The organism is Mesorhizobium sp. AR10 (genome assembly GCF_024746795.1).
In the GTDB taxonomy this organism is placed as follows: Bacteria; Pseudomonadota; Alphaproteobacteria; order Rhizobiales; family Rhizobiaceae; genus Mesorhizobium.
Genome location: NZ_CP080524.1, coordinates 4,873,473 through 4,894,834 on the forward strand (window position 1 = coordinate 4,873,473; position 21,362 = coordinate 4,894,834).

30 protein-coding genes are annotated in these 21,362 nt (G+C 63.0%); 13 read left to right on the top strand and 17 right to left on the bottom strand.

What is annotated here, in order from left to right; genetic code table 11:
• Positions 1 to 195 precede the first annotated feature (195 nt).
• The gene (locus tag LHFGNBLO_RS27265; RefSeq protein ID WP_258602380.1) at positions 196 to 951 is read right to left on the bottom strand and encodes a terminase large subunit domain-containing protein; all 756 of its coding nucleotides are present in this window, start codon (positions 949 to 951) and stop codon (positions 196 to 198) included.
• Positions 952 to 1,360: 409 nt separating this feature from the next.
• Here LHFGNBLO_RS27265 and LHFGNBLO_RS27270 point away from each other — a divergent pair, with 409 nt between their 5' ends.
• Both LHFGNBLO_RS27270 and LHFGNBLO_RS27275 read left to right on the top strand, forming a co-directional pair.
• Positions 1,361 to 1,747 carry an ester cyclase gene (locus LHFGNBLO_RS27270; protein WP_258609920.1) on the top strand — a complete coding sequence of 129 codons (387 nt, stop codon included), beginning with the start codon at positions 1,361 to 1,363 and terminating at the stop codon, positions 1,745 to 1,747.
• A 612-nt stretch (positions 1,748 to 2,359) separates the two neighbouring features.
• The gene (locus tag LHFGNBLO_RS27275; protein ID WP_258602381.1) at positions 2,360 to 3,169 is read left to right on the top strand and encodes a methyltransferase; all 810 of its coding nucleotides are present in this window, start codon (positions 2,360 to 2,362) and stop codon (positions 3,167 to 3,169) included.
• 4 nt (positions 3,170 to 3,173) lie between these two features.
• Here LHFGNBLO_RS27275 and LHFGNBLO_RS27280 read toward each other — a convergent pair whose 3' ends face one another.
• From LHFGNBLO_RS27280 to LHFGNBLO_RS27305, 6 genes are all read right to left on the bottom strand, one after another.
• Positions 3,174 to 3,713, bottom strand: a complete 540-nt coding sequence (locus LHFGNBLO_RS27280; protein WP_258602382.1) for a GNAT family N-acetyltransferase — start codon at positions 3,711 to 3,713, stop codon at positions 3,174 to 3,176.
• Positions 3,714 to 3,881: 168 nt separating this feature from the next.
• Positions 3,882 to 4,238, bottom strand: a complete 357-nt coding sequence (locus LHFGNBLO_RS27285) for a hypothetical protein (protein ID WP_258602383.1) — start codon at positions 4,236 to 4,238, stop codon at positions 3,882 to 3,884.
• Positions 4,239 to 4,298: 60 nt separating this feature from the next.
• On the bottom strand, positions 4,299 to 5,417 hold the full coding sequence (locus tag LHFGNBLO_RS27290; protein WP_413774735.1) for an ABC transporter substrate-binding protein: 1,119 nt from the start codon (positions 5,415 to 5,417) through the stop codon (positions 4,299 to 4,301).
• A 251-nt stretch (positions 5,418 to 5,668) separates the two neighbouring features.
• Positions 5,669 to 6,313 (bottom strand): terminase large subunit domain-containing protein, encoded by a 645-nt coding sequence (locus LHFGNBLO_RS27295; RefSeq protein ID WP_258602384.1) that lies wholly within the window; start codon positions 6,311 to 6,313, stop codon positions 5,669 to 5,671.
• On the bottom strand, positions 6,291 to 6,665 hold the full coding sequence (locus LHFGNBLO_RS27300) for a hypothetical protein (protein ID WP_258602385.1): 375 nt from the start codon (positions 6,663 to 6,665) through the stop codon (positions 6,291 to 6,293). The genes LHFGNBLO_RS27295 and LHFGNBLO_RS27300 overlap by 23 nt, the downstream gene beginning before the upstream one ends.
• Positions 6,658 to 7,044 (bottom strand): hypothetical protein, encoded by a 387-nt coding sequence (locus tag LHFGNBLO_RS27305; RefSeq protein ID WP_258602386.1) that lies wholly within the window; start codon positions 7,042 to 7,044, stop codon positions 6,658 to 6,660. The genes LHFGNBLO_RS27300 and LHFGNBLO_RS27305 overlap by 8 nt, the downstream gene beginning before the upstream one ends.
• Before the next feature lie 90 nt (positions 7,045 to 7,134).
• Between LHFGNBLO_RS27305 and LHFGNBLO_RS27310 the strand changes: the two genes are divergently transcribed.
• The 6 genes from LHFGNBLO_RS27310 to LHFGNBLO_RS27335 all read left to right on the top strand — a co-directional run bounded on the left by LHFGNBLO_RS27310 (position 7,135) and on the right by LHFGNBLO_RS27335 (position 9,961).
• A complete protein-coding gene (locus LHFGNBLO_RS27310) occupies positions 7,135 to 7,332 on the top strand; it encodes a hypothetical protein (RefSeq protein ID WP_258602387.1) in 198 nt (65 codons plus the stop codon).
• Positions 7,333 to 7,637: 305 nt separating this feature from the next.
• Positions 7,638 to 8,099, top strand: a complete 462-nt coding sequence (locus tag LHFGNBLO_RS27315; RefSeq protein ID WP_258602388.1) for a MucR family transcriptional regulator — start codon at positions 7,638 to 7,640, stop codon at positions 8,097 to 8,099.
• Between the two features lie 57 nt (positions 8,100 to 8,156).
• Positions 8,157 to 8,348 (top strand): hypothetical protein, encoded by a 192-nt coding sequence (locus tag LHFGNBLO_RS27320; protein ID WP_258602389.1) that lies wholly within the window; start codon positions 8,157 to 8,159, stop codon positions 8,346 to 8,348.
• Positions 8,349 to 8,465: 117 nt separating this feature from the next.
• Positions 8,466 to 8,729: a hypothetical protein gene (locus LHFGNBLO_RS27325; RefSeq protein WP_258602390.1), complete on the top strand. Its 264-nt coding sequence runs from the start codon at positions 8,466 to 8,468 to the stop codon at positions 8,727 to 8,729.
• A 294-nt stretch (positions 8,730 to 9,023) separates the two neighbouring features.
• Positions 9,024 to 9,320 carry a hypothetical protein gene (locus tag LHFGNBLO_RS27330; protein ID WP_258602391.1) on the top strand — a complete coding sequence of 99 codons (297 nt, stop codon included), beginning with the start codon at positions 9,024 to 9,026 and terminating at the stop codon, positions 9,318 to 9,320.
• A gap of 134 nt (positions 9,321 to 9,454) precedes the next feature.
• Positions 9,455 to 9,961, top strand: a complete 507-nt coding sequence (locus LHFGNBLO_RS27335) for a GNAT family N-acetyltransferase (protein WP_258602392.1) — start codon at positions 9,455 to 9,457, stop codon at positions 9,959 to 9,961.
• A gap of 12 nt (positions 9,962 to 9,973) precedes the next feature.
• Here the strand turns inward: LHFGNBLO_RS27335 and LHFGNBLO_RS27340 are convergent, their stop codons facing one another.
• A complete protein-coding gene (locus tag LHFGNBLO_RS27340; RefSeq protein WP_258609923.1) occupies positions 9,974 to 10,405 on the bottom strand; it encodes a DoxX family protein in 432 nt (143 codons plus the stop codon).
• A 338-nt stretch (positions 10,406 to 10,743) separates the two neighbouring features.
• The gene (locus LHFGNBLO_RS27350; RefSeq protein WP_258602393.1) at positions 10,744 to 11,496 is read right to left on the bottom strand and encodes a tryptophan 2,3-dioxygenase family protein; all 753 of its coding nucleotides are present in this window, start codon (positions 11,494 to 11,496) and stop codon (positions 10,744 to 10,746) included.
• A 157-nt stretch (positions 11,497 to 11,653) separates the two neighbouring features.
• Between LHFGNBLO_RS27350 and LHFGNBLO_RS27355 the strand changes: the two genes are divergently transcribed.
• Positions 11,654 to 12,124: an Lrp/AsnC family transcriptional regulator gene (locus tag LHFGNBLO_RS27355; protein WP_258602394.1), complete on the top strand. Its 471-nt coding sequence runs from the start codon at positions 11,654 to 11,656 to the stop codon at positions 12,122 to 12,124.
• On the opposite strand, the gene LHFGNBLO_RS27360 is transcribed toward LHFGNBLO_RS27355, so the two are convergent.
• The 5 genes from LHFGNBLO_RS27360 to LHFGNBLO_RS27380 form a co-directional block, all read right to left on the bottom strand.
• Entirely contained in the window at positions 12,072 to 12,491 is a 420-nt protein-coding gene (locus LHFGNBLO_RS27360) for a hypothetical protein (RefSeq protein WP_258602395.1), read from the bottom strand. The genes LHFGNBLO_RS27355 and LHFGNBLO_RS27360 overlap by 53 nt on opposite strands.
• A gap of 106 nt (positions 12,492 to 12,597) precedes the next feature.
• Positions 12,598 to 12,957: a hypothetical protein gene (locus LHFGNBLO_RS27365; protein ID WP_258602396.1), complete on the bottom strand. Its 360-nt coding sequence runs from the start codon at positions 12,955 to 12,957 to the stop codon at positions 12,598 to 12,600.
• A 185-nt stretch (positions 12,958 to 13,142) separates the two neighbouring features.
• Positions 13,143 to 14,309: an SdrD B-like domain-containing protein gene (locus LHFGNBLO_RS27370; protein WP_258602397.1), complete on the bottom strand. Its 1,167-nt coding sequence runs from the start codon at positions 14,307 to 14,309 to the stop codon at positions 13,143 to 13,145.
• Entirely contained in the window at positions 14,306 to 15,217 is a 912-nt protein-coding gene (locus tag LHFGNBLO_RS27375) for an HTTM domain-containing protein (protein WP_258602398.1), read from the bottom strand. Before LHFGNBLO_RS27375 ends, LHFGNBLO_RS27370 begins: the two co-directional genes overlap by 4 nt.
• Entirely contained in the window at positions 15,201 to 15,560 is a 360-nt protein-coding gene (locus LHFGNBLO_RS27380; protein WP_258602399.1) for a hypothetical protein, read from the bottom strand. Before LHFGNBLO_RS27380 ends, LHFGNBLO_RS27375 begins: the two co-directional genes overlap by 17 nt.
• Between LHFGNBLO_RS27380 and LHFGNBLO_RS27385 the strand changes: the two genes are divergently transcribed.
• Positions 15,541 to 15,846, top strand: coding sequence for a hypothetical protein (locus LHFGNBLO_RS27385; protein WP_258602400.1), 306 nt, complete (start codon positions 15,541 to 15,543; stop codon positions 15,844 to 15,846). The two genes, LHFGNBLO_RS27380 and LHFGNBLO_RS27385, sit on opposite strands and share 20 nt — an antisense overlap.
• A 262-nt stretch (positions 15,847 to 16,108) precedes the next feature.
• Here LHFGNBLO_RS27385 and LHFGNBLO_RS27390 read toward each other — a convergent pair whose 3' ends face one another.
• Both LHFGNBLO_RS27390 and LHFGNBLO_RS27395 read right to left on the bottom strand, forming a co-directional pair.
• Complete coding sequence (locus LHFGNBLO_RS27390; RefSeq protein ID WP_258602401.1) at positions 16,109 to 16,297, bottom strand: hypothetical protein; 189 nt, start codon at positions 16,295 to 16,297, stop codon at positions 16,109 to 16,111.
• Between the two features lie 115 nt (positions 16,298 to 16,412).
• Positions 16,413 to 16,616, bottom strand: a complete 204-nt coding sequence (locus tag LHFGNBLO_RS27395; RefSeq protein WP_258602402.1) for a hypothetical protein — start codon at positions 16,614 to 16,616, stop codon at positions 16,413 to 16,415.
• A 551-nt stretch (positions 16,617 to 17,167) separates the two neighbouring features.
• Here LHFGNBLO_RS27395 and LHFGNBLO_RS27400 point away from each other — a divergent pair.
• On the top strand, positions 17,168 to 19,720 hold the full coding sequence (locus tag LHFGNBLO_RS27400; protein ID WP_258602403.1) for a caspase family protein: 2,553 nt from the start codon (positions 17,168 to 17,170) through the stop codon (positions 19,718 to 19,720).
• Positions 19,720 to 20,058: a hypothetical protein gene (locus LHFGNBLO_RS27405; protein ID WP_258602404.1), complete on the top strand. Its 339-nt coding sequence runs from the start codon at positions 19,720 to 19,722 to the stop codon at positions 20,056 to 20,058. Before LHFGNBLO_RS27400 ends, LHFGNBLO_RS27405 begins: the two co-directional genes overlap by 1 nt.
• Positions 20,059 to 20,517: 459 nt before the next feature.
• On the opposite strand, the gene LHFGNBLO_RS27410 is transcribed toward LHFGNBLO_RS27405, so the two are convergent.
• Positions 20,518 to 20,874 (bottom strand): SPW repeat protein, encoded by a 357-nt coding sequence (locus LHFGNBLO_RS27410; protein WP_258602405.1) that lies wholly within the window; start codon positions 20,872 to 20,874, stop codon positions 20,518 to 20,520.
• Between the two features lie 290 nt (positions 20,875 to 21,164).
• Here LHFGNBLO_RS27410 and LHFGNBLO_RS27415 point away from each other — a divergent pair, with 290 nt between their 5' ends.
• Positions 21,165 to 21,350, top strand: coding sequence for a hypothetical protein (locus LHFGNBLO_RS27415; protein WP_258602406.1), 186 nt, complete (start codon positions 21,165 to 21,167; stop codon positions 21,348 to 21,350).
• Positions 21,351 to 21,362: the final 12 nt, after the last annotated feature.

Consider the following 21,362-nt stretch of genomic DNA (forward strand, 5'->3'; position numbering starts at 1 on the left):
GGCATGGGGTTTTCGTCATCCTAGGGCGAAGCAAGGAGCGAAGCGACGCGGCGCAGACCCTAGGATCCATGCCGTGACCTGCGAGCGATGCAACCTTGCAAAATTCTGATCCGCCGCATTCCTCGGCGACCGTCACGGCATGGATCCTCGGGTCAAGCCCGAGGATGACGAAGCGATGCGATGGGTTCTCTGCCGCTACCTGAACGCCCCCAGCGGATCGCTCTGCCCCACCTTCCGCCTCGCGCCCTTGAACTCCGCCGGGTCGACCACCGCTTCCCTCAGCATCATCACGCCATAGCGTGTCGCCGCCATCAGATCGTCGCGCAGCTTCACCACCTGGCCGTCCTTACGATGGTAGAGCCGGAACTCCTCGAACCAGGGCAAAAGCGTCGAGAACACCTTGAAGCGGCCGCTCTGCATGCGGTCCAGCATCTCCATCAGCCCGGCCTCGACCGAGACCGAGCCGTCGGGGAATTGCGCGTGGCGAGTCAGCATGTTCAGCCCATGCGCCGAATACTGCCGGGCGAGTGCGACGCCCGCGCCTTCCAGCGTTTCGCGACGGCCGTCGCGCGGCCATGCCCAGGGCAGCCATTCGCCCCACGGTTTCAGCGTCAGCGCCTGCATGGCTGGCGTCTGCTGCGAAGCGCGGCAGGCTTTGGAGACATAGACGACATCGGCCTCCGTATCCCAGGCGAGCTCGACCGCGGCCGAGGGATGGTCCCAGCCGAAATCCAGCGCGCCGAGCCTGGGCCAATAGCGCGGCAGCCGGAACGGCTCGCAGGCGACCAGGTCCTCGGCCACCGGGAAGATGCGGCCGGAACCCAGCACCGGAATGCCCTTGGCGCGCGCCTCGCGCTCATGTGCGGGATAGGCGGATACAATCGCGGCGCGCTCTTGCTCGGTATAATGCTGGGCATCGTCGATGGTCATGAAGGTGACGTGGCGGGTCATGGTTCACCTCCGAGTTTGATTCAAGATGCGGCGGTAAGACATTGTTCAGGCGCGGGTTTTCTAACCAAGGCAAGTGTTGTTCTGCACCAGAGCGCCCTTCGGCCACTGTTACGGCATGGATCCTAGGGTCTGCCCCGCGTCGCTTCGCTCCTTGCTCCGCTCTAGGATGACGAAGGCAAGGTAGCCAATCGCACATGTCGGCAAATCGCAATCTCCACGGCGGCCGCTGATGGCTATCGTAGACGTTCAAGATTGGCCGAAACGATGTTCCCTTCGTCATCCTAGGGCGGAGCAGGAGCGCAGCGACGTCGCGGAGACCCTAGGATCCATGCCGTGACTTTCGAGCCAGTCTCGACAGTCGCCAAGCTCACACCGGGACGCTACCTTCGCAGCAGCATAAAACAGGGCCATCGCCGTGACCGACCTCGCCGACATCTACCGCGCCTACATCGCCTGCCTGAACCGGCAGGACTGGCCGCAGCTTGGACAATTCGTCGATGACGGCGCGATCCATAATAGCCGGCGCTTCGGCCTATCGGGTTATCGCGCCATGCTGGAGCAGGACTTCGATGAAATCCCGGACCTTCATTTCAACATCCAGATGCTGATTTCCGATCCGCCCTATATCGCGAGCCGGCTCGCCTTCGACTGCACGCCAAAGGGAATGTTCCTCGGCCTCCCCGTCAACGGCAAGCGCGTGTCCTTCGCGGAGAATGTGATCTACCAATTCCGCGACGCGAAGATCGTCGAGGTGTGGTCGATCGTCGACAAGGCGGCGATCGAGGCTCAGCTCTAAGGGTCAAAACCCAATCACTGCGAACGACCGAACCCGACCCAATGCGGTCCTTCAGTTGCTGGTGTCGCTTGCTGGAGCTGAGTTGGTCAGTCGGAGGCCAATGGTATAACATAGACGCTCGAACGAGCAGCGCATGCCAAGTACCCTGGGGAATGCCATGCGAAGGTTCATTGTCACGGCAGTGTGTGTCGCCGCCTCAGCATCGGCCAGCGCCCATGACTGGTACGAAGACAGGGTTGACCCGCAGACGAGATTCAAGTGTTGCGGTGGTTCCGATTGCCGCGCCATACCTCGGTCTTCGGTGCAGTCCAGGATCGACGGCGGCTACATTTACCTGCCGCATGGCTTCAACATCCCACGCAGCCGCGTACAGGAATCCGAAGACAACCAATACCATATCTGCGAGGGCACCTACGTCGTAACCAATCATCTGTATCTGCGTTGCTTTTTCGCGCCTCGGGTCAAGGTCTCCCTGCTTCTCCCACGCTAAGGTAAAATACCGGGCTCGCTGCCCTGAACGGACGTTCGCGTTCGCTACACGCTTCGCCGTCTCGAGCTCGAACGGGTCGACGCACCCGGCTCGATGCGATAGGCTCGGCTGGAGCCTCGGCGATGACGACAAACAAGCATACGTACGCGTTCAAGAATGCGCTCGATGCCCAGCGCGAGCGTTTGAGGACCCTTGAGACGCTGTTCGACCCGGGCACCATCCGCTGCCTCGAGGCGCGCGGCGTGGGGCCGGGCTGGCGCTGCGCGGAGGTGGGTGCCGGCGGCGGCTCGATTGCCGCTTGGCTGTGCCACCGCGTCGCTCCCCAGGGGTCCGTGCTCGCTACCGACCTCGACACGACGGTGCTGCGCGAGCTCGCGCACCCGAACCTCGAGGTTCGCGTCCACGACCTGCTCACCGACGACCTGCCCAGGGGCGAGTTCGATCTCATCCATCTGCGCTTGGTCCTGGCGTGGCTGGGCGATCCCCGCTCCGTGCTGCCGCGGCTGATCGGCGCTCTCAGGCCGGGCGGCTGGATCGTCGCCGAGGAGATGGACTTCGCGTCGGCGGGAACCGATCCCAGGATGGAGCCCGGGGCGAGCGCGTTGTTCACACGCGCCATACAGGAGCACCATGCGCTGCTGGCGGCGCAGAACCGCTTCGACCCGTTCTACGGCCGCCGCGTTGCCGGTGACCTCGCCGACGCCGGTCTCGCGGAGGTCGGATGCCAGGGCCGGACGACGATGTGGCGCGGGGGCGAAGCCGGTGGCCGCATCTGGCGGCTCACCTTGGCGCAGCTGCGCGAGCCGATGATTGCCGCAGGGCGCATGACGGCGTCCGAAATCGACGAGGCGATGGCGCTATGCGACGACCCGCGCCTGAGCACGCTGGCGCCGGTTGTGATGGCGGCCTGGGGCCGGCGCGCGGTCGCGTAGCATCCTACGATCTTGCTGATTGCAACCCGCTCACGGCGAGTGGAAGAGGTTGATCCGATGCGGAAGTTCGCGAAGTCTTCCCTGCAGGACGACGCTCCAGAATCACCAGCCGTCGCACCGGTCGCCGCATGAAAAAGGAGAGGATGCACACCAGGCTTCCCATCAGATGGTTGCGTCGCACCTTCACGGGCGCCGCCCGCGCCTCGATTTGTCTAAAGCCCCAACGTGCATAGGTGCCGGCATTGGCCTCGGCCGTGATCATCCAGACGGGCTGCCGTTCTTCGGCAAACAGCGCATCGATCAACCGCGAAGCGATGCCATGACCGCGCGCCTCCCTGGTCACCACGAGCGATCCGAGTTCGCGCGAGCCGTCAGTGTGTTTGCGCATCTGCACCGCGCCGATGATGCTGCCTCCCGTCACCGCAACCAGGAAATTCTGCCAATGGAGACCGTTCGGGTTCAGGCGCTCAGAATGCACCAATGCGCGAATTGCCTGCTGATCCCGCTCCGTCGCGCGACGAATGATAATAGCCAACTGGTCCATGCATGACGCCTCCTGCGCAGCGATCTGATCGGCGGCAGAAGGTTGCAAGAGGTGTGTTTCCAGCAAATGTCGTTACGGCCGGGCCCGTGTTTCTGCCGGTTGTGAAAGGTTTCCACCTGCTCCGCCGGCAGTCATGCTCTTCGGGGTGGAGGCCGTGGTCGTGCTTGGCTAGCGGATTGGGGTCAGCGTCTCCCTGCCGATCCCTCCACCGTGGTAGTCGTCGATAAAGGTGCCCTGCAGACTGCCGTCGCCGGAGATTTCGTAGATGACCAGCCCGACTTTGCCGTGCACGAGGTAGGCCGCCGTCAAGGTCGTTCCCTTCACCATGCAGATGCCCGAAAACCCGTCACTGAAGGTGATGCGACAGGTGTTGTCGGCGGTCATCTCGATATCTGCCGAACCCGCATATGCCACCCCCTTGGTGTCAGTGCCCGCCATGCGGTAGTGGCCGCCAACGTCCCCGGCCGCGGCCGTGGTGCACCAGGCGGCTATCAAGGCGGCAAATCCAACAATTCTGCTGGCCATCGACAACCTCCCTGATCATCGACAAAGCACATGCCAGTCCCGGCTATCCGGGACGGCAACCTAGGAACCGGCGCTTTGCCTGGTCGTGCTGCTGTTAGAAGACATCGGGCCAAGGTACTCCTCGGAAGGCAAGCACTGCATCCTGACGCCAACGATATCGTCCCACCCGTTGGTTATGATGTCCCTCGCCTTCTCCTGGTCCTTGAGTGTTGGAAAGACCGGGGCGACATCGTCCCGTTTGAGGTTGGGCTGTCGGGGGGCTTTCAGCGCGGCGAACTGTGTCTCGTCTGAATAAAGATATTCCATCCATAGCCGCGCAGCGTTTGGATGCGGAGCATGGGCGCTGATCGCCCGGGCATAGACACCCGCAACGATGCCGGTCCTTGGCCTGATGACTTCGATCCTCGTCCCTGCAAGGCGGTCGCGGTCGCCGAGCGCGAGGTAATCCCAGCGAATGAGGATCGGCGTGCGGCCGTCGACAAGCGAGTTGGCATCACCGATGATGGGAACGAAATTGCCCTTTTCATTGAGATTGGCGAAGAACTTCAGACCCTGATCAGCGGCGTCTTCGACGTTGCCCTTTGCCGCTGACAAGCCCGCGGCGTACACGCCCTGGATCGCCTGATTTGAAGAAATATTGCCGGCGAGGCCGACCGAGTTCCTGTACTGCGGCGCAGCAAGATCCGCCCAATCCCGCGGCATTCTGGTTACCAGGTCAGCGTTGACCTCGAACGCAAGGACACCGCAATAGCCGCCATGCCAATACCCTTGCGCATCCTTGGCCGCTTCCGGAATTGTGTCCCACGTCGACACTTTGTACGGCTGCAACAAGCCATCCTTCCGTGCCGATGAAGCGAAGGGCATGCCAACGTCGACCACGTCAGGAGCGCCGGCCTTGCCTCGCCTGATCGCCTCGATCTGATCGGCTGAGCTGGCACCTGGCCGGAGTTCGTTGATTGCCAGACCGTATCTCGCCTTGAACCTATCCATGACGACGCCGTATCCGCACCAGTCGCGCGGCAAACCCATGACGGTAAGCTGCCCTTCTGCTTTGGCGGCCGCAATCAGCTCTTCCATCGGGTCGGCGGACGCCGCAGCGGCGCAGACCGACACGGCACCCGTCGACAGGGCGGCGGCTCCAGCCAGACCTGCGGCCTTGAGCGCATCGCGGCGACTCATCGATCGCCGACCAGCGGCAACCCTCACTGTGTCTGTTGATCCATGTTTCATGGTTCGTTTCCTCCGTTGCCCAGCGTTCGTGATCGCGGTCTTGAAGGTGGGAGCGAACAAGTTGGTTCGCGACGTCCTCACTATGCCATATTGAGGGCGTGCGCGAAATGCGGATCGGGTTTTGGCAAGCCCCTTCTCCCCGGCAGGCGGATGAGGGGCAGCGCGAGACAGAAACGACGAGACCGTTCCTCAGAACTGCATCAGGCCCTCGCCTGCTCCGCCGACAAAAACAGCAGCACCACATCGGACATGCCGAGCAGCGGCGTGAAGGTGACGATGGTGATGCCGCCAGCGGCGTTGGTGCGGGTCAGGCCTTCGGAATAGATGTCGAGCGGCGGCTCCTCGTCGAACCAGACGCCGTGCAGCGTTTCGCCCTGCCACTTCTCGCGGCCCTTCTCGAAACTCTTGAACGACAGCACCGATTCATCGGCCTGGACATCGCCGCCGCCACCATGGCGGACCACGACGCTGTCGAGCGCACCCGGCGCGCCGCGCCCCATGGTGGTGTGGACGATGGCGTCGCCCGGAATCATGCCGGTGCCCCACGCCGCCTGTTGCTGCGGCGGACCGACAAGCACGCGCTGCGGATTGTCGCGCGTGCCCTCGCCGGTCACACCGGCCGCCCACAGTCGCACGGCCGTGTCGAAGGTCTTGCCTTGCCACCAGGCGGGATAGCGGCCGGTGAGGTGCATGGCCCATTCCGCACCGCCGGCCCGGGTCTTGCCGAGCTGGTTGCCGGCCATGAACAGGCGCTCGCGGTGTACCGCTCCTGCCGCGTGAAATTCGGCCTGGCGGACGTAGGGCCGATAAGCGGCAAGCTGGTTAGTGCGGCGTCTGCGGTCCAACTCGGCCAGCAGGCTGAGATATTCCTTCTGCGCCGATGCCTGGGCTGCCGAGGAACGGCCTGAGGACGGCTTCGAGGCCGCGGATGCGCTGGCGGATCTCGTCATCGCTCAATGCGTCCAGATGGTTGATGTCGACACGCCAGTCCCTTGGCAAGTCCTTGGGCAGCACCGACAGCACGATCTTCAGATACTGGTCGGGCTTGTCGGCCCGCATCGCGGCGATGACGCCGGCGCCATGCGCCTGGAAATCGGCGCGCACGGCTGCCAGAAAATCATCGCCCAGCGTCTTCTTCGCCCGCCGGAATTTTCCCGGGGTTTTCGCCGCAGACTTGCGGTCTTCGATATCAGCCATGCGCCAAAACCCCGGCCGGCTCTTCACTGCCTGCCGCCTGCCTGGCGGGTCTGGCTTTTGCCGCCTTGGCCTTGCGTGACTTCCTGCGCGCCGGCTTTGCCTTCTTGCGGTTGGCCGTATCGGGTTTTGCCGCAGGCAAGGCTTTCAGCTTCGCCCTGGCGATGCCGACCGCATGGCCGTTGACGCCGAGCAGGGGAAAGCCGAAGCCGCCGACCGCATCGACAGGACCGCCCCGGACCATGCCGATCAGCACGCCGGGCGCGACCTGCTCGACGCGACCCAGATGCGCAGCGGGTGCGGCGCCCTCGAATTCGCCAATGGCGCTGACGACATCGAGGCCGTCATCGTCGGTGATGATTGTGGCGTAGCGCACAGACATACAGGTTCACCTCCACACATAGTCAGGGAACACAGCCCCTTTCACGCGGTCCAATTCTAAGCGGGCTAATTCTAATTAGGAGTCTCTAATATGCGATTCGTCGTCGTGCAGGAGCCGACTGAGACCTGGGCCGTATTTGACACGACGGTGGACCAGCCGGCGGATTTCACCAGCCAATGCCTTGTTGGTTTGACGCGGGATAGCGCCACGTGGTTCGCCGCAAGGTGCAATCAGGAAGCGCATCCAGAACAGCACGGCTGCGACATCGTGCGCTGCGAATTCGACTGACGTCCATGCTTGCTCATGGGCGCATGTTGGACGAAGCGGCCATGGAAGCTGCCGGCCGGCAACAGAGGCTTTTCACGGGATGCTTGGCGCTGAAAACAAAAAACCCGCCTCGGCGGCGGGTCGTTGGCGCAAATCAGCACCATGCCCAAATCAATAGCATAACTGCCGTCACCAATCAACTGCGGCGAGGCTTGAAAGCGCAAACACAGCAGTCGTCAAGCCATATGCATATGTCCTAAAGTGCCATCGCACCGGTTAAACTTGCCTGATAGACTTGCCTTGGAGGTAACAAGGGAGGGTAAGCCATGTCTGGGGACAACAATCATAGAAATATAGGTTTGACCGCCGATATTGTAGCAGCATTTGTCGCCAACAATGCGGTGCCTTTGGAAGGTTTGCCGGATCTGATTGCCAGCGTCAATTCTGCCCTGAACGGCCTGGAGCTGCCTGTCGTTCCCGTGCAAGCCGCGCCTGAACCTGCCGTCAATCCGAAGCGGTCGGTCACGCCGAACTTCATCGTCTGCCTCGAAGACGGCAAGAAATTCAGGTCGCTGAAGCGCCATCTTGGTTCCCGCCACGGCACCACGCCGGATGCCTATCGCGCCAAATGGAGCCTGCCGGCGGATTACCCGATGACGGCGCCCAACTACGCAGCAAAGCGGTCGGAGCTGGCGAAGCTGTTCGGCCTCGGCGTCAGGTCGGTCGAAGCGCCTGCCGAAAAACCACCGGCCCGCAAGGTGCCAGCCAAGCGGCCCTCCAAAGCATAGGGCAGCGCTGGCGCCATTGCAGCAGCGCCGGTTTGCCTGCCCCTCGGGAGGACGACCATGGTGGCTGGAGAGCCCAATGACGTTCGCGTCGAACGTGCCAACCGCCAATGGGCGGTGCTGGTTGCCGAGGATGGCAAGGTGACCCAGCATCTGTTCGACAAAAAGGCCGCGGCCGAAACTTTCGCCGACGACCAGCGGACGAGGCTTGGCCTTCCCGGCAAACCGCCGGTGGACGATCCGCGGGCTTAGCGCTGTCGATCCGGTCAAGATCAAGGAGGCAGGCCAGCGATATCCGGCTTTCGTGCGGGCTGGTCATTAGCTGGCGCTTATGGAATCATGCCACCCTACCGCCTTGGGGAGGGCAGGATGGATAAACCAGCCATGGCATCCATGTTCAGGATGCGGCAGGCGCCGGCGACAGTTTCGGGCGTCCGCAGCCTGGGCCCAGGCCAGGCCGATCCGCTCATCGGCACAAGGCCGCTGGGCGAGGCGATCCGGTTCGTCGTCAACGCCCATCCCCACTACGACATCAGCACTGTCGCGATCACCTGTGGCGACGGCCCGCGTCTGGGCAGCAGGGAGGTGAAGGCGCTTTGGCTCGAATATGGCGATCGCTGGATGGAGGAATAGGCGCGTCTAGGGCGTGAAGCCGAGCATTGCCATCAGCGACAGTCCTGCGACCAGGCCAAAAGCGATGACCACGCCGAAATACCGCTCCAGAAGGCCGGAGGGTCTGCGCCAAAAGCGTCGCATGTGAGATAGCTCCCGCTGCCATCAAACTGGGGCGCAACACCGGAACGTCAATGCCGGCTGCCCGCTGTTCGGCATGCCGCGGCTTCGACCTGCGGCATCCGATCGGCGCGGCCCGCTGGATCAGAACGGGCGTTCGCGCGTTTTGGACTTGTCGAACGGGAGCAACCAGCAATGAACGTCGCCAATCTGCAACTCGAAGGCCTGCTGATGGCCATCGCATCGATCAACCAGGTCCTGGTCCGCAAGGGCCTGCTTTCGGTCGAGGACATAGACATCGCCTTGCGCAAGGCCGAGGCCAGCGAAACCAGCGAGGAACGCTCCGGCGGCATGTCGGCTTCGAGCCGCGATGCCGTCAACTTCCCGATCCGGCTGCTGGAACTGGCCAATCAGTGCCAGCCGGAGACGGACATGCCGTCGTTCTCGAAATTGGCGCGCATGGTCGGCCAGATGAAAGACCCCGTGCAATGATCGAAATTGCGATCGAGCGCTGATCGCTTGCCGCTCGACCTGATCCATGCCCTGCAGGGCGACATCCCCTGCCCGCTTGCCGCCGCAGCCGGTGTCTGATTACCTCCGACAGCTTCAACCCGTCTGCAAACCCGATGACCAGCATCTTTCAGGCGACAGGCACCGCTCAGCTGGACGACGTCCGCTCGCTGATGCGGGCCTTCGTCGCCTGGCATCGCGAGCGGCATGTCGACGATATCGCGCTCATCGACCGCTATTTCGATGCCGACGAATTCGAGCGCGAGCTGGCGGGACTGGCCGGAAAATACACGCCGCCCAAGGGCAGCCTGCTGATCGCCTATCATGCCGGCAAGCCCGCCGGGTGCGTCGCCTTGCGCGACCTCGGCGAGGGCAATTGCGAAATGAAGCGGATGTTCGTTCCCGTCGCATTCCGCGGCCTCGGCGTCGGCAGGGCGCTCGCCGACCAGATTCTCGCCGATGCCAGGTCGGCGGGCTACCGACGCATGCTGCTCGACACCAGCATCCACCAGGTCGAAGCCATGCGCCTCTACGAGGCTTCAGGATTCAGGCGCATCGCGCCCTACTATGAACTGCCCGACGATATGAAGAACTGGCTCGTCTTCTTCGAGCTCAAACTGTGAAATCCCTGGCGATCACACCCTGCCAAGCCTGAGCGCCAGCACATTGCCCGGCCCGTTGACGGCGGCAAAGAACAGCCCGGCCAGGAAGGAAAAATGGTCGACGAAGAAGCCGAACTCGGCCTGATTGCCGGCCCAGTGCGATGGTCCGTGGAAGGCAAAGCCGAGGAACAGCACGTAGGCGGCGGCGACAAGGGCGGCCTGCGAGAAGAAGGCGCCGGTCAGGAAGCACAGCACCAGGACGATTTCGAGCAAGGCCGCGCACCAGGCCAGAAACAGCGGGAACGGAAATCCGGCGGCGGCGATGTAGCCAGCGGTGGCGCCCATGTCGATGAACTTGAAGGTCACGGCCATCAGGAAGACGGCGGCGAAGATCAGGCGGCCAATGAGGATTGCCGCTGTCTTCCACGGCGATTGAGCAGCTGATCCGGCGATTTCCAACGACATGATGTCCTCCAGGTTGCGATAGGTTTCGCCCCAAGGACGAGTGAGGAGCAGCATTTCCGACATCAGGATTGAAATAGTTTGGCTGGCGGAGGGGCAACCTTTTGATGCCGGCGGGACAGCACCCCCCTCTGTCCTGCCGGACATCTCCCCCGCAAGGGGGGAGATTGGCAGCTTCTGTGGCGGCGCTCTTCTTGCAAACGTCGGAGATTGGCGAAACCAATGGCGACATCCGATCTCCCCCCTTGCGGGGGAGATGTCCGGCAGGACAGAGGGGGGTGGGAAGGAACGGGACGCTCGTCTGGTCGATCGCTTTGCCAACCGTCGCGACTCGAAGAGCCCTACCCCGCGTTGGCCTCCGGATGGCTGATCGAGTCGCGCACGACCCCATATTCGCCGCCCCAACGGTCGGTCATGTCGCAGCGGATATCCCAAAGCTCCGGAAAGAAGCGGTGGCGGGCGCCGCCTTCCAGCATTTCGACAGGCCGGCCCTTGAGGGATTTCGAGCCGAGCCCGATCGAGCGGTGGATGAGATAGAGATGGTTGGCGCGGAATTTCTGAAAAAGTTCGTCGAATTCGATCAGCGCCTCGGCGACGACGTAAGAGTCGCCATGATCATACCTGGCATCGTAGACATCCTCGACGGTCAGCCCGCGGCCATCGAGATAGGACGCCTTGAAGGCCCGCCAGAGGTCCGGCGGCATGCGCAACAGCAGCTTGAAGCCGGGCGATTCCTGGCCGCTGCCATTGCCGAGCTGCAGGCGGATCTGCTGGTACTCCTTGGGCGACATGGTTTCGAGCAGGTCGAGCTGCGCCGTCATCATCCGCATCAAGCGATGCACGCGGCCCATCAGCGTGACGATGCGATGGGTGTTCTGCTGTTCGAGGAAATCGATGACGTCGACCAGCGTGTAGGTGATGAGCTTCATCCACAGCTCCTCGACCTGATGCACGATCTGGAACTGCAACTCGTCGGCATTGACCATCTCGGCCAGCGGCTTCTGGCATTGGAGAAGCGTGTCGCATTTGAGGTAGACGCCGTAATCGCGCATCTCGGGCGCTTCGATGCGGGCGTAATAGTCCGGCTTGTGCATGGTTTTTCTCCCTGCCCGGCCCGCGGCCCGGGACATAAGTTCGATCCGAGCCATCAGAATAGCGGCCTTTGGCTTGAACATTGTTCCTTTCTGTTATCCAATCGGCTGAAAATGAAGGACGAATATCCGCGTCTTCTACAATTCAGGAGAACGATCCGTGCTGGATGCCCTCGACCGGAAGATCGTCGCCGCGCTCGAGCGTGACGCACGAATCTCCTTTGCCGTGCTCGCCGACGAGGTCGGCCTGAGCAAAACGCCGTGCTGGAAGCGGGTCAAGGCGCTGGAGGATGCCGGCATCATCCGCGGCTACACCACGCAGATCGACCCGGCAAAACTCGGCTTCGGCATCGAGGCCTTCATCCAGGTATCGATCGATTTCGAAGTGTCGGACGCCTTCGAGGCGGCGGTGCAAAAGCATCCGCTGATCCGGCGCTGCCACGCCACGACTGGCGAGGCCGACTATCTCCTCCAGATCGTGACCGTCGACATGATGGCGCTGGACAGGATGCTGCGCGAGGAGCTCAGCCGCCTGCCCGGCGTGCGGCGCACCATCACCTCGATGGCGATGCGCGAGATCAAGAGCGATATTTCCTTTGCCAATGCGGCTGCGCACGCGCTGAGGGGATGAGGCGCGCAAACCAGATGGTTTGATGCGTTGGCGCAGCAGCCTGCCCGCCAGGGGTGAGTTTGGCTGTCTCGGCGTCGCGCTTTTCCTGCAACGTTGGCGATTGGGGAAGGCGCGGCGGCGAGCCTTGACTTTTTTTGGGGTGATCGAAAAACAGGCGTCGAAGCGGTTTATAGACCGAGACGGGGGGTACGCGGATGGTGGGTGTGGTCTCAATCGGAATCGATGTGGAGCCTGCCGGGTCGGCAGGACGCTCAGGGTTTTTCGCATCCATGGGGAATGCCAATATCGCGCGCCGTTCCTTCCCACAGTTCAGGAGCATTCTGGCGGCGGCGCTGCTCGCGTCGACCATGCTGCTGCCGACAGCCATGGCAACCCGCGCTGCGCCGATCCTGCCGGAGCCGCGCGACGAATTCCATCGGCCGATGGATCCGAAAGCCCAGCTGCAGGAGGCCAAGCGCGCTCTTCTGGCCCAACTAAACGGGAACGGCGGCAACGGCGGTAATGGCGGCAACGGAGGGAATGGCGGCAACGGAGGAAACGGCGGCAACGGCGGTGACGCTGGTGGAAATGGCGGCGACGCCGGCGGCAATGGTGGCGACGCTGTCGGCAACGGCGGTTCCGGCGGTAATGGCGGCAACGGAGGGAACGGCGGCAACGGGGGGAACGGGGGGAACGGCGGCAATGGCGGCGACGCTGGAAACGGTGGCAGCGACGGCGGCAACGGCGGCGGCGCTGGAAACCGCGGCAACGGCGGCGACGCTGGAAACGGCGGCAGCAATGGCAGCTCCGGCGGAAACGGCAGTTCCGGCGGCAATGGCAATTCGGGCGGCCATGGCGGCGTCCATCACAACACCAGCTCCGGCCATTCGGACGGCGGCCCGCGTTCCTGCAAAACGCCCCCACAATCGCCTTGCTGATGCGGCTTTAGCTTAATGCGCGTCGCGCTTAAGCGGATTCAAGTGACGCGCCTCAAGCACCGGCAGACGCCGGAACGCAGCGGTCGCTCCCCTGAACCGAGCTACGGACCGGTACGATAAGCGAAATCGTCGATCGCGGCCTGCCAGTAATGCTGCGTCCGGATCTCGAGCCGCGTGATGCGCCTATAATCGGCCGCGAAGTAGACCAGCCCGTTCGCGGACAGCACAAACGAATCCTCATAGGCGGGCTCATCGCCCCGCCAGGCCTTCAGGATAAGCGTCTCGCCCTCCGCGTCGTCCCAGCCAGCACCGAAATAGGCGCCCGTGAAATCGAACGGCTTGTCGCTGAACACCTGCGCGGGGTGGCCAGAGCTGTTGTAGGCGATGAATTCGCCCGACATGGTGGTGTTGATGTAGCCCGGGCCTACGGTGAAGCGCTGGTGCATGGCGACGAGATTGTACCAGTCGAGCCCGCCATAGCCGGACGGAACCTCGAACACGCCCGACGTCGTCATGAGGTCGTCGAAGCCGACGACATGCTGGTCGGGCAACGGCTCCTCGGCAGGTCCGCCCTTGCCCGAAAACGCGGAGAGCACCACCGGCGCCGCGCCGACCACCAGGTGCCGCCGCTGCGTGGCTCCGTCGGCTGAGACGTCGACCAGCCATTCGCCGGACGCCGCGGGTACGCTGAACCGCCCATCCGGGCCGACCTTGGCAGCGGCAGTGACGCCGCCAGGCCCTGTGAGGGAAATACGCGCGCCGGCGGTGACCACGCCGCTGATCGTCAGATCTGCCGCAAGCCCGACCGGGTGCGTCGTGCGCTGTGCGATCATGTCGCCCGGCGATCCAGGTGAAACGACATAGTCGCTTTCCTGCGAGGCGTTGCCGGTGGTGACGGAATAACCTGGCGGAGGCACGACCCGGAACGCGTAGTGGCCGGGATCGACGACTTCGAGATCTCGCTGGATGACCGACATCCGGAAGTTGGCGAAGCCGCTGACATTGGTCAATCGCATGATGGTACTGCCGTTCGGCTTGTCGAGTTCGACAGCCACACGCGACATCGGCCGGTCGCCGAGATCGTAGACGCCGTTCCGGTTGAGGTCGCGGAACACCAGCAGCGACGTGTTCATCTGGCCACCGTTGAAGGAACCCCATGCGCGCCTGGGATAATAGTCCTGCGCACTGCCGGCACGCGCCGTGCCGCAGACCATGGCCAGACCGATTGCCGCCGCGACGACCGGGGAAAACAACAAACCGCGCTTCACGAAACGTCCTCTCTGGCAGTCCCTGCCAATCCGATGCCCTGGAGCCGCGCGATGACCTTGTCGACGGCATCCGCATCGAAATAGGCAAGATAGAGCACCGCCATGGTGGCGCTGAACGTATAGACCGGCAGCGTCAGATAGATGATCGCGTGGAAGGCCAGGCCCGGCAGCAGCAGATAGCGCCTCGTCGCGCGAAACGGCAGCCCGAAGGCAAGGCAATATTCGAGCGCGACCACGGCGACGGACACGATCGTGGCGAGCCAGGCAAGGCCGGGGATCGCTGGATAGCCCGAACCCGCGTAGTACCAGATGAATATCGCCTCGATCCGCGCGCCGCTTAGAAAGGCGTAGTTCGACTTGTCGAAGGCGGTGAAGAAATAAAGCACCGAGAGCTGCACGACGATCAGCCGCAGCCCCCACAGATTGCCGCGCTCTGCCGGCGGTGCAACGCCCATGCGTTCGGCGCGCATCACCGAGAGGTAGCGGTCCAGCGAATAGGAGCGGCCGCAGGGGGTGAGCGCGATCAGCAGCGCTGTGACGGCAAGCAGATAGGCATGATGGTGAGTCCAGGGTTCGCGACCGAGCTGGAAGCCGAAATAGTAATACATCGCCAGCCCGACCGCGCCCGTCCAGACGGCAGCGACGCGGCTGTGATAGCCGACGAAGAGCAGCACGGTCGCGGCGAAGAAGTTGACGGCCAGAAACAGGCCCACCGGCGATTGGTCCCTATAAAGCAGCAACTCGCCCGCCCAGCGCGACCAGAACAGCATTGCCAGGCCGATGCGGATCAACGCGGACGAACGCGACGAGCCCTCCGAACAGACCGCCCAGTCGACCAAGCGTGCGGCAACAGCGTGCATCAGACGCCAGCCGGGCCAGTCAGCCAGGGCGTCAGTCGGCGCAGGCATTTTCGGCATCGGTATGGATGATCTGCCAGCCGCTGCGCGTGGCCTGCTGCGCGCGTATACGGATGTCGGCGCCCTGCCCGGCGGCCGTGCAGAGCCGCTTGATGACGGAAACCAGCTCATCGCGGCTTTCGATCCGCTTCAGCCTGCCATCGCGGGGAGCGCCGAGCATCTCGAACCGGTCGAGCGGGACAAGCGCGCCGTCGGGCCGGCGGATTTCGAAGGAAGTGTCGATCACGCCCATCCCGATCGCACTGAACATGGTCCAGGAGCGCAGCAATGGCGTTCGCACCCCGAAGACCTGCTCCGCGGCTGGACCGGCGATCATGAACGCGGCGATCGCCATGAATGCGAAAAACCGTAGGCGTCCTGCCGACACCCGCCCGGCAGACTCCGCACCGATTCTGATTGAGACGATATCCGCCACCCGCGCACCCCCGTCCCGATATAGACCGATTCAACACCCGTTTTTCAAGCCACCCCAGAAAAAGTCAGGGCTCGACGAGCGACGCGAAGGAGCGCACATCAGCCGCCTGCCCGGCGTGCGCCGCACCATCACCTCGATGGCAATGCGCGAGATCAAGAGCGACATTTCGTTCGCCAATGCCGTGGGGCATACGCAGCGGGGATAAATGGCCGGCGGCGCAGATTTCCTTGCGAATACCCGTCCGGGTACGGGCGAGGCGTTTCTCCGGTCGGGACATCGGCCGGGCGAAGCGCAGGCTGGTGTGGCTCGCAAAGGCCAAAGGTGCCCCGTAATGGGTCAGTATGTCTGGCACCACAATTGCATTGTCAGGTATGGGTTGGGGTGGGCTCGTCGCTTCGCAAATGGAGCGGCGAGCCTGACGGCCAAAGGCCAGCCGGTGGCTTATAGGCCGTGACAACCTGATTGGTTCAGGCGCCGCCTTGTTGACTGAATACAACCGTTCCGTCGTCCTTGCGAACTTCCACCGCTACGACATCGTCATCCCGCTTTCGGGCGGGAAAGGTGGCAAGGATATGGTCCCGCGCAGCCTTCTCGGCATCGAATGGCGTCTTGTCCACGATGCCCTTTTTCCCGTACCAAATCACCGTGTAGGCCACCGCTGTGATCCCTCTACAGACGCTTCGATCTTGCCGGCCAGGCTCCGGGACCCGCTAGAGTTGTTTTGACGCAATTCCGGACGGAGAACCGTTTCACACTTTTCCTGGAATTGCTCTAGCCCCGCGGTCTGGATTTTGGTTGTGGCGAGCTTTCAGACGGATTTTCGGCCAATTGGGCGGATCGTCGATCTTTTAGCCAAAGGGACTTCTTTTTTCTTGCCGCCAGATCGTCGCGATCGCCATCGGCCCTTGCCCGGCCATCCTTGGCAGCAATCGCAAAGTCGGCTCTGTTGGTTCGATAGTCTTTTTCCATAGGCATCGTTTGACCTCCCGCGAGCGGAGATCAACGCGGTAGACTGCAGGCGGTTCCGAATCCTGGTCAGACGATTGAGAAAGGTGGCCGGCGCCCCGGAGTGGGCGGGTTGGGGTAAACCTGGGTAAGGCGCCGGCCGGGCGGAAATCGAGTCCGCCACGACGATATTGTTAGCACGGCGGCACGTCGGCAGACATGGTGTGATCGCGGACTACGCTTTTGCGTTCCGCCTGGCCGGCGCCATCTTGACCGGCCCGGCTTTGCGGCCGCGGCCTGTCGCTTCGCCATCTCCGATCGCTGCTCGCATGCCGCGCTTGGTTCAAGTAACCCGACGCAACCACGAATCCGAGTGCCGAATGGCGGGCTTGTGTGACATAGATTGCAGACATCCCCCCTCTGATGTAATTTAGCAATTGATCAGGTGAGGAATTTGCCCGCTGTCGTGGCGGCTTTTTCTCACATGTCCTGTCTCGGCAGATTGCATGCTCTCTAACGGACCTTGATATCGCAAGTTGTAACCTTGTGGTCGCCGAGGAACAGCGGTTAAGGGATTTGCCATGCTCCGACGTTGCGGCTTGGTTGTAGCCTTCATCCTCGCAACCTTTTCGGCCTTCGACGCGTCCGCGCTCGAACGAAGGGTTGCCTTTGTCATCGGCAATTCCGACTACCGGGAAATCCAGGCCCTCAAGAACCCGGCCAGGGATGTGGTGGACGTCTCAAACACGTTTCGGCAGGCCGGATTCGAGGTGTTCGTTGCAAAGAATCTCACCAAGCTGCAGTTCGAGGACGAGTTCCGCAACTATCTGGCAGCCGTGGACGGCGCCGATATCGCTGTCGTCTACTATTCCGGTCACGGCTTTCAGATCGGCGGCGAAAATTTCCTGATCCCGGTCGACGCCTCGTTGAAACAGGCAGCCGACGTGGAGGTCCAGGCGATCAAGCTGAACGACGTACTGCAGCAGATGCGTTCGAAATCGAAGATCCAGGTGATCATCCTCGACGCCTGCCGCAACAATCCATTCCCGCGCAAGGACTATTGGCTCAGGGACCAGCTTCTGGTCGCCAGCAGCACCGGACTGGCGCAAGTAAGAAGCTCGCTGAACACGCTGATTGCCTTTGCCACCGAACCCGGGGCGATTGCCTATGACGGCTCCGGCGACCTCAGTCCGTTTTCGTCCGCGTTTTCTCGTCGCGCGCTTGCTCCCAACCAGGAGATCCGCACGGTCATGGCGGCCGTGCGCCGGGATGTGGTCGAGGCCACGGATGGCTTGCAGGTTCCCTGGGAAAACTCGTCGCTGATCGACGAAGTCGTGCTGATGCGTCGCTCCAGCCGCCCATCGCTGCCGCCGGTGCTGGAGAAGGTCGTGCTGTCGGGAGGCGGACCGGTCGATCTGGATCTGCCGCAACCGGTCGAGGTCGACGGCGGGACGATCACCGTCAGCATCGAAAGACCACCCACGCTCGGGCGCCTGATGCTGGACGGCAAGGTCATCGAGGCGGGAGGACAGATCCAGGGCAAGGACCTGCCGCGATTGCAGATGGATGTCCCCAAGGGAGTAGGCGACCCGGAAGAGATGGATATGATGGCCTACGCCGCACGTGACAATTGGGGTGGCGAAGCCAGGGGCATGCTGGTGTTCCGGGTCAAGAGCGGCGAAGGGAGCCAGGGCCAGCAGGTCATGGCCTCGCTCGAAGCCGAGCAGAAGCAGCAGGTGCTGGAGCGCGGCATCCATATCACCGGCGCCGCCGAGGCGATCGAAAACCGCAAGATCGACATTCCGGTCGGCGTCGGCCCGGTTGCGCTGAAGCTGAATTTCCCGACACAGGATACCGCGGTCAGCCTGAAAGTTGCGAGCTATCCGGCAACCGGAACGCTCTCCCTGCCGGATCGGATCCTGTCGCCCGCATCGAGCCTGATGGCCGATGAAGTCGACCAGTTGCGCTACGAACCGCAGATCGGAGCCGCCGAGGCGGTCGAGGTCGCCTTCGAAATCCGGGCGGACAACGCAGCATCCAAGCCGGCGACAATGACACTGTCGCCTACCGTCGATGCGTGCGACACGGCCGCCGGCGAACCTCTCGACCTGCAAGGCGTCGTCCCCGGCCTGCTGCCGAATGAAATCGGCGCCGATGCGGTGAAGCTCTGCGAAGCAGCGGTGAAGGCGTATCCCGATGTCGCCCGTTTTCGCTATGAACTGGGGCGAGCGCTGCTGGGAGCCGGCAAGGTCGACCAGGCCAGGAAAATCATCAAGGAGGCCGCTGACAGAGGCCATGTGCGCGCCGTGTTCGAACTCGGCTACCTCTACTCGACCGGAACGGGCGTGGCTGTCGACCGCAAGCAGGCCAACACCTACTACGCGGATGCGGCCGACAGGGGCGATCCCTATGGGATGACGTCGTGGGGCCGTGCCCTGTTCAATGGCTACGGCGTCGAGCGCGACACGGCCAAGGGGCTGGACCTGCTGCTCAAGGCGTCAGCGATGGGGCACACCTATGCCATGAACGATCTCGGCGCGATCTTCACCGAGGGCCGCAACGGCGTGCCCGCCGATCAGGCCCGCGCCGTTGCCTTCCTGGAGGCCGGCGTGAAGCGGCAGGACATGTATTCGATGAACCTGCTCGCCCGGAACTATCTCATCGGCTCGGGCGTGGAGAAAAATCCGGCAACGGCGCTGGAGCTGTATCAGAAAGCCGCCGACCTCGGCCAGCCCTACGCGCCGGGCAACCTTGCGCGCATGTATCGCGACGGCGTGGGCGTGGAGCGCGACCCGGCAGAAGCGCAAAGACTGTTCGAGATGGCGACCATGCGCGGCGACCCGTCCGGTGCCTTCGATCGCGCGGTTTTCGAAACGGAAAAGGGTGAAAAGGCCGATCAGGCCACGGCCGTGCGCTACCTGGCATTCGCGGCCGCGCTGGACACCCGCGACCAGTTGCCGGAAGCCCTGACGAACCTGGCGCAATTCGGCACCAAGGTGAAAACGACGGCTTTGAAGCAGCTGCGCGGGGAACTCAAGTCGAAGCTTCCAGCGTCCGGTTCGCTGGACGATCAACTGGTCGGCGCGGCCAGACGAGTCTGGGAAGAAGCCAACCCGCGTCGGGACGTGTTTTGATGGGCGAGGAGGAAATGCGCATGACATTCAAGCAGGCAATCGTCGGGACAACCCTCTGTGGCGTCCTGATGGGGCTCACAGGCTGCACGTCCCTGATGCCACCACCACCCGAACCGACGCCGGTGGCGGAGACGGCGCCGCCGAAGGTTCGCAGGGTGCCTCCACCGCAAAAGGTCGTCGCGGCCGCTCCTCAACGGGTGGTCAAGAAAAAAGTGATCCAGCCGGTTGAGGAGGAGGAAGAGCCTGTTGCCGCGCCTGTCAAGATCGTTCCTACCGCGGGTGGCGGCACGGGTGGCGGCGCGAGTGGCGGCAACTCAGGCGGCGGCTGGGGCGGTTGATCAAATAAACGGTGAATCGCAGCCGGAAGCGTCCTGACGCAGTTTACCCAATGCCATATTGCGCCAGTCAGCCTCCCCTCACGTGACGGACGGCTCAGCTGGACGGAAAGTTTGAACCCGCCGGCCGCGGATCCTGTCCGGCAGGCTCCTCTTTCTGCCGTTCGGCGTCGGCTTTCCGCTTCGGGCAATCCTCATAATCATGGTCACGCGAACCGCAATAGGAGCAGCATTTTGCCGGCGTGTCGGGGCGAAGCATCGTGGCCATTCCCAAGAATGCACGAAAAGCCAACAGGTTGCAGCGGCGCCTGCAAGATGTTGTGAGGCTCGCCGGGCACCGCTGGCGGTCAGGAATTGCCGCGGGGAAGGTCGCGCTCGTCTGAGCATGCCTTCCCACGTGCGCTCCGGAAATCAGCGGAGCCCGCCACTCACGCGCCGGGCTCCCTCCCTTGTCGTCACCGGTCACGCATGCGCGTGCGGGTGACGGAAGTCCCAGACGGCCCAGGCCGACGCGGCAACCACCAGCACGCCGAGGACCACGTGGGTCCCCATCGCGTTGAAATTGGCCACGAACCCGAGCAGCCAGGGCGAAGCGATCAGCCAGAGCCCGACAACAACGTTCACCCACTCTTCCCACTCGGCGAATGCCGAAAGCGTTGCGAGAGCCAGGGCGCCGAGCACAACGCCGGCAATCCAGGCATTCCACGCAGGAACGGTTTCAGCAGCGAAGCCGAGTATCCAGGGTGAGATGAACAGGCAGATCGCAAGGACCAGATTGATCCAATCCTGGCCCTTCTTTCCTTCCATCATATTAGCCATGACAACCTCCATAGATGAAGCTTGACCAAAGCACGACGTCGCGTGCACCGCACGCTTAGTTATTGATATAATTACGCTTCAACCGGCCTTCAAGGACCTGCCCCCGGCGCGTCCCATGCCGGGAAGCGTCGCTGATCTGCCATCCTGCCCAGGCGCAGCGCCACCATCGCACCATCCGACATCGCGATGCGCACCGCAGTGCCGCGCTTTGGCCGCAATAGCGGAATTTTGCATTGACGAACAATTGTACTATATTAGCTGACTAATCGATTCACCGGCTGCGAACCGACATGGCCAAGAAGAAATCAAAACTGCAAGCGCCCGGCATGTCCGTGGCCTCCCCGGCGGAAGCCTATGAGGCGGCCTACTTTGCCCGCAAATGCGGCCTGACGCAGGACGAAGCGCTCAGGATGATGCGCGAAGCCCAGGACATGGCGACCGTGACGACGTCCTCCGGCGGCGAGCGGAAGAGCTAGGCCTGCCCCCTC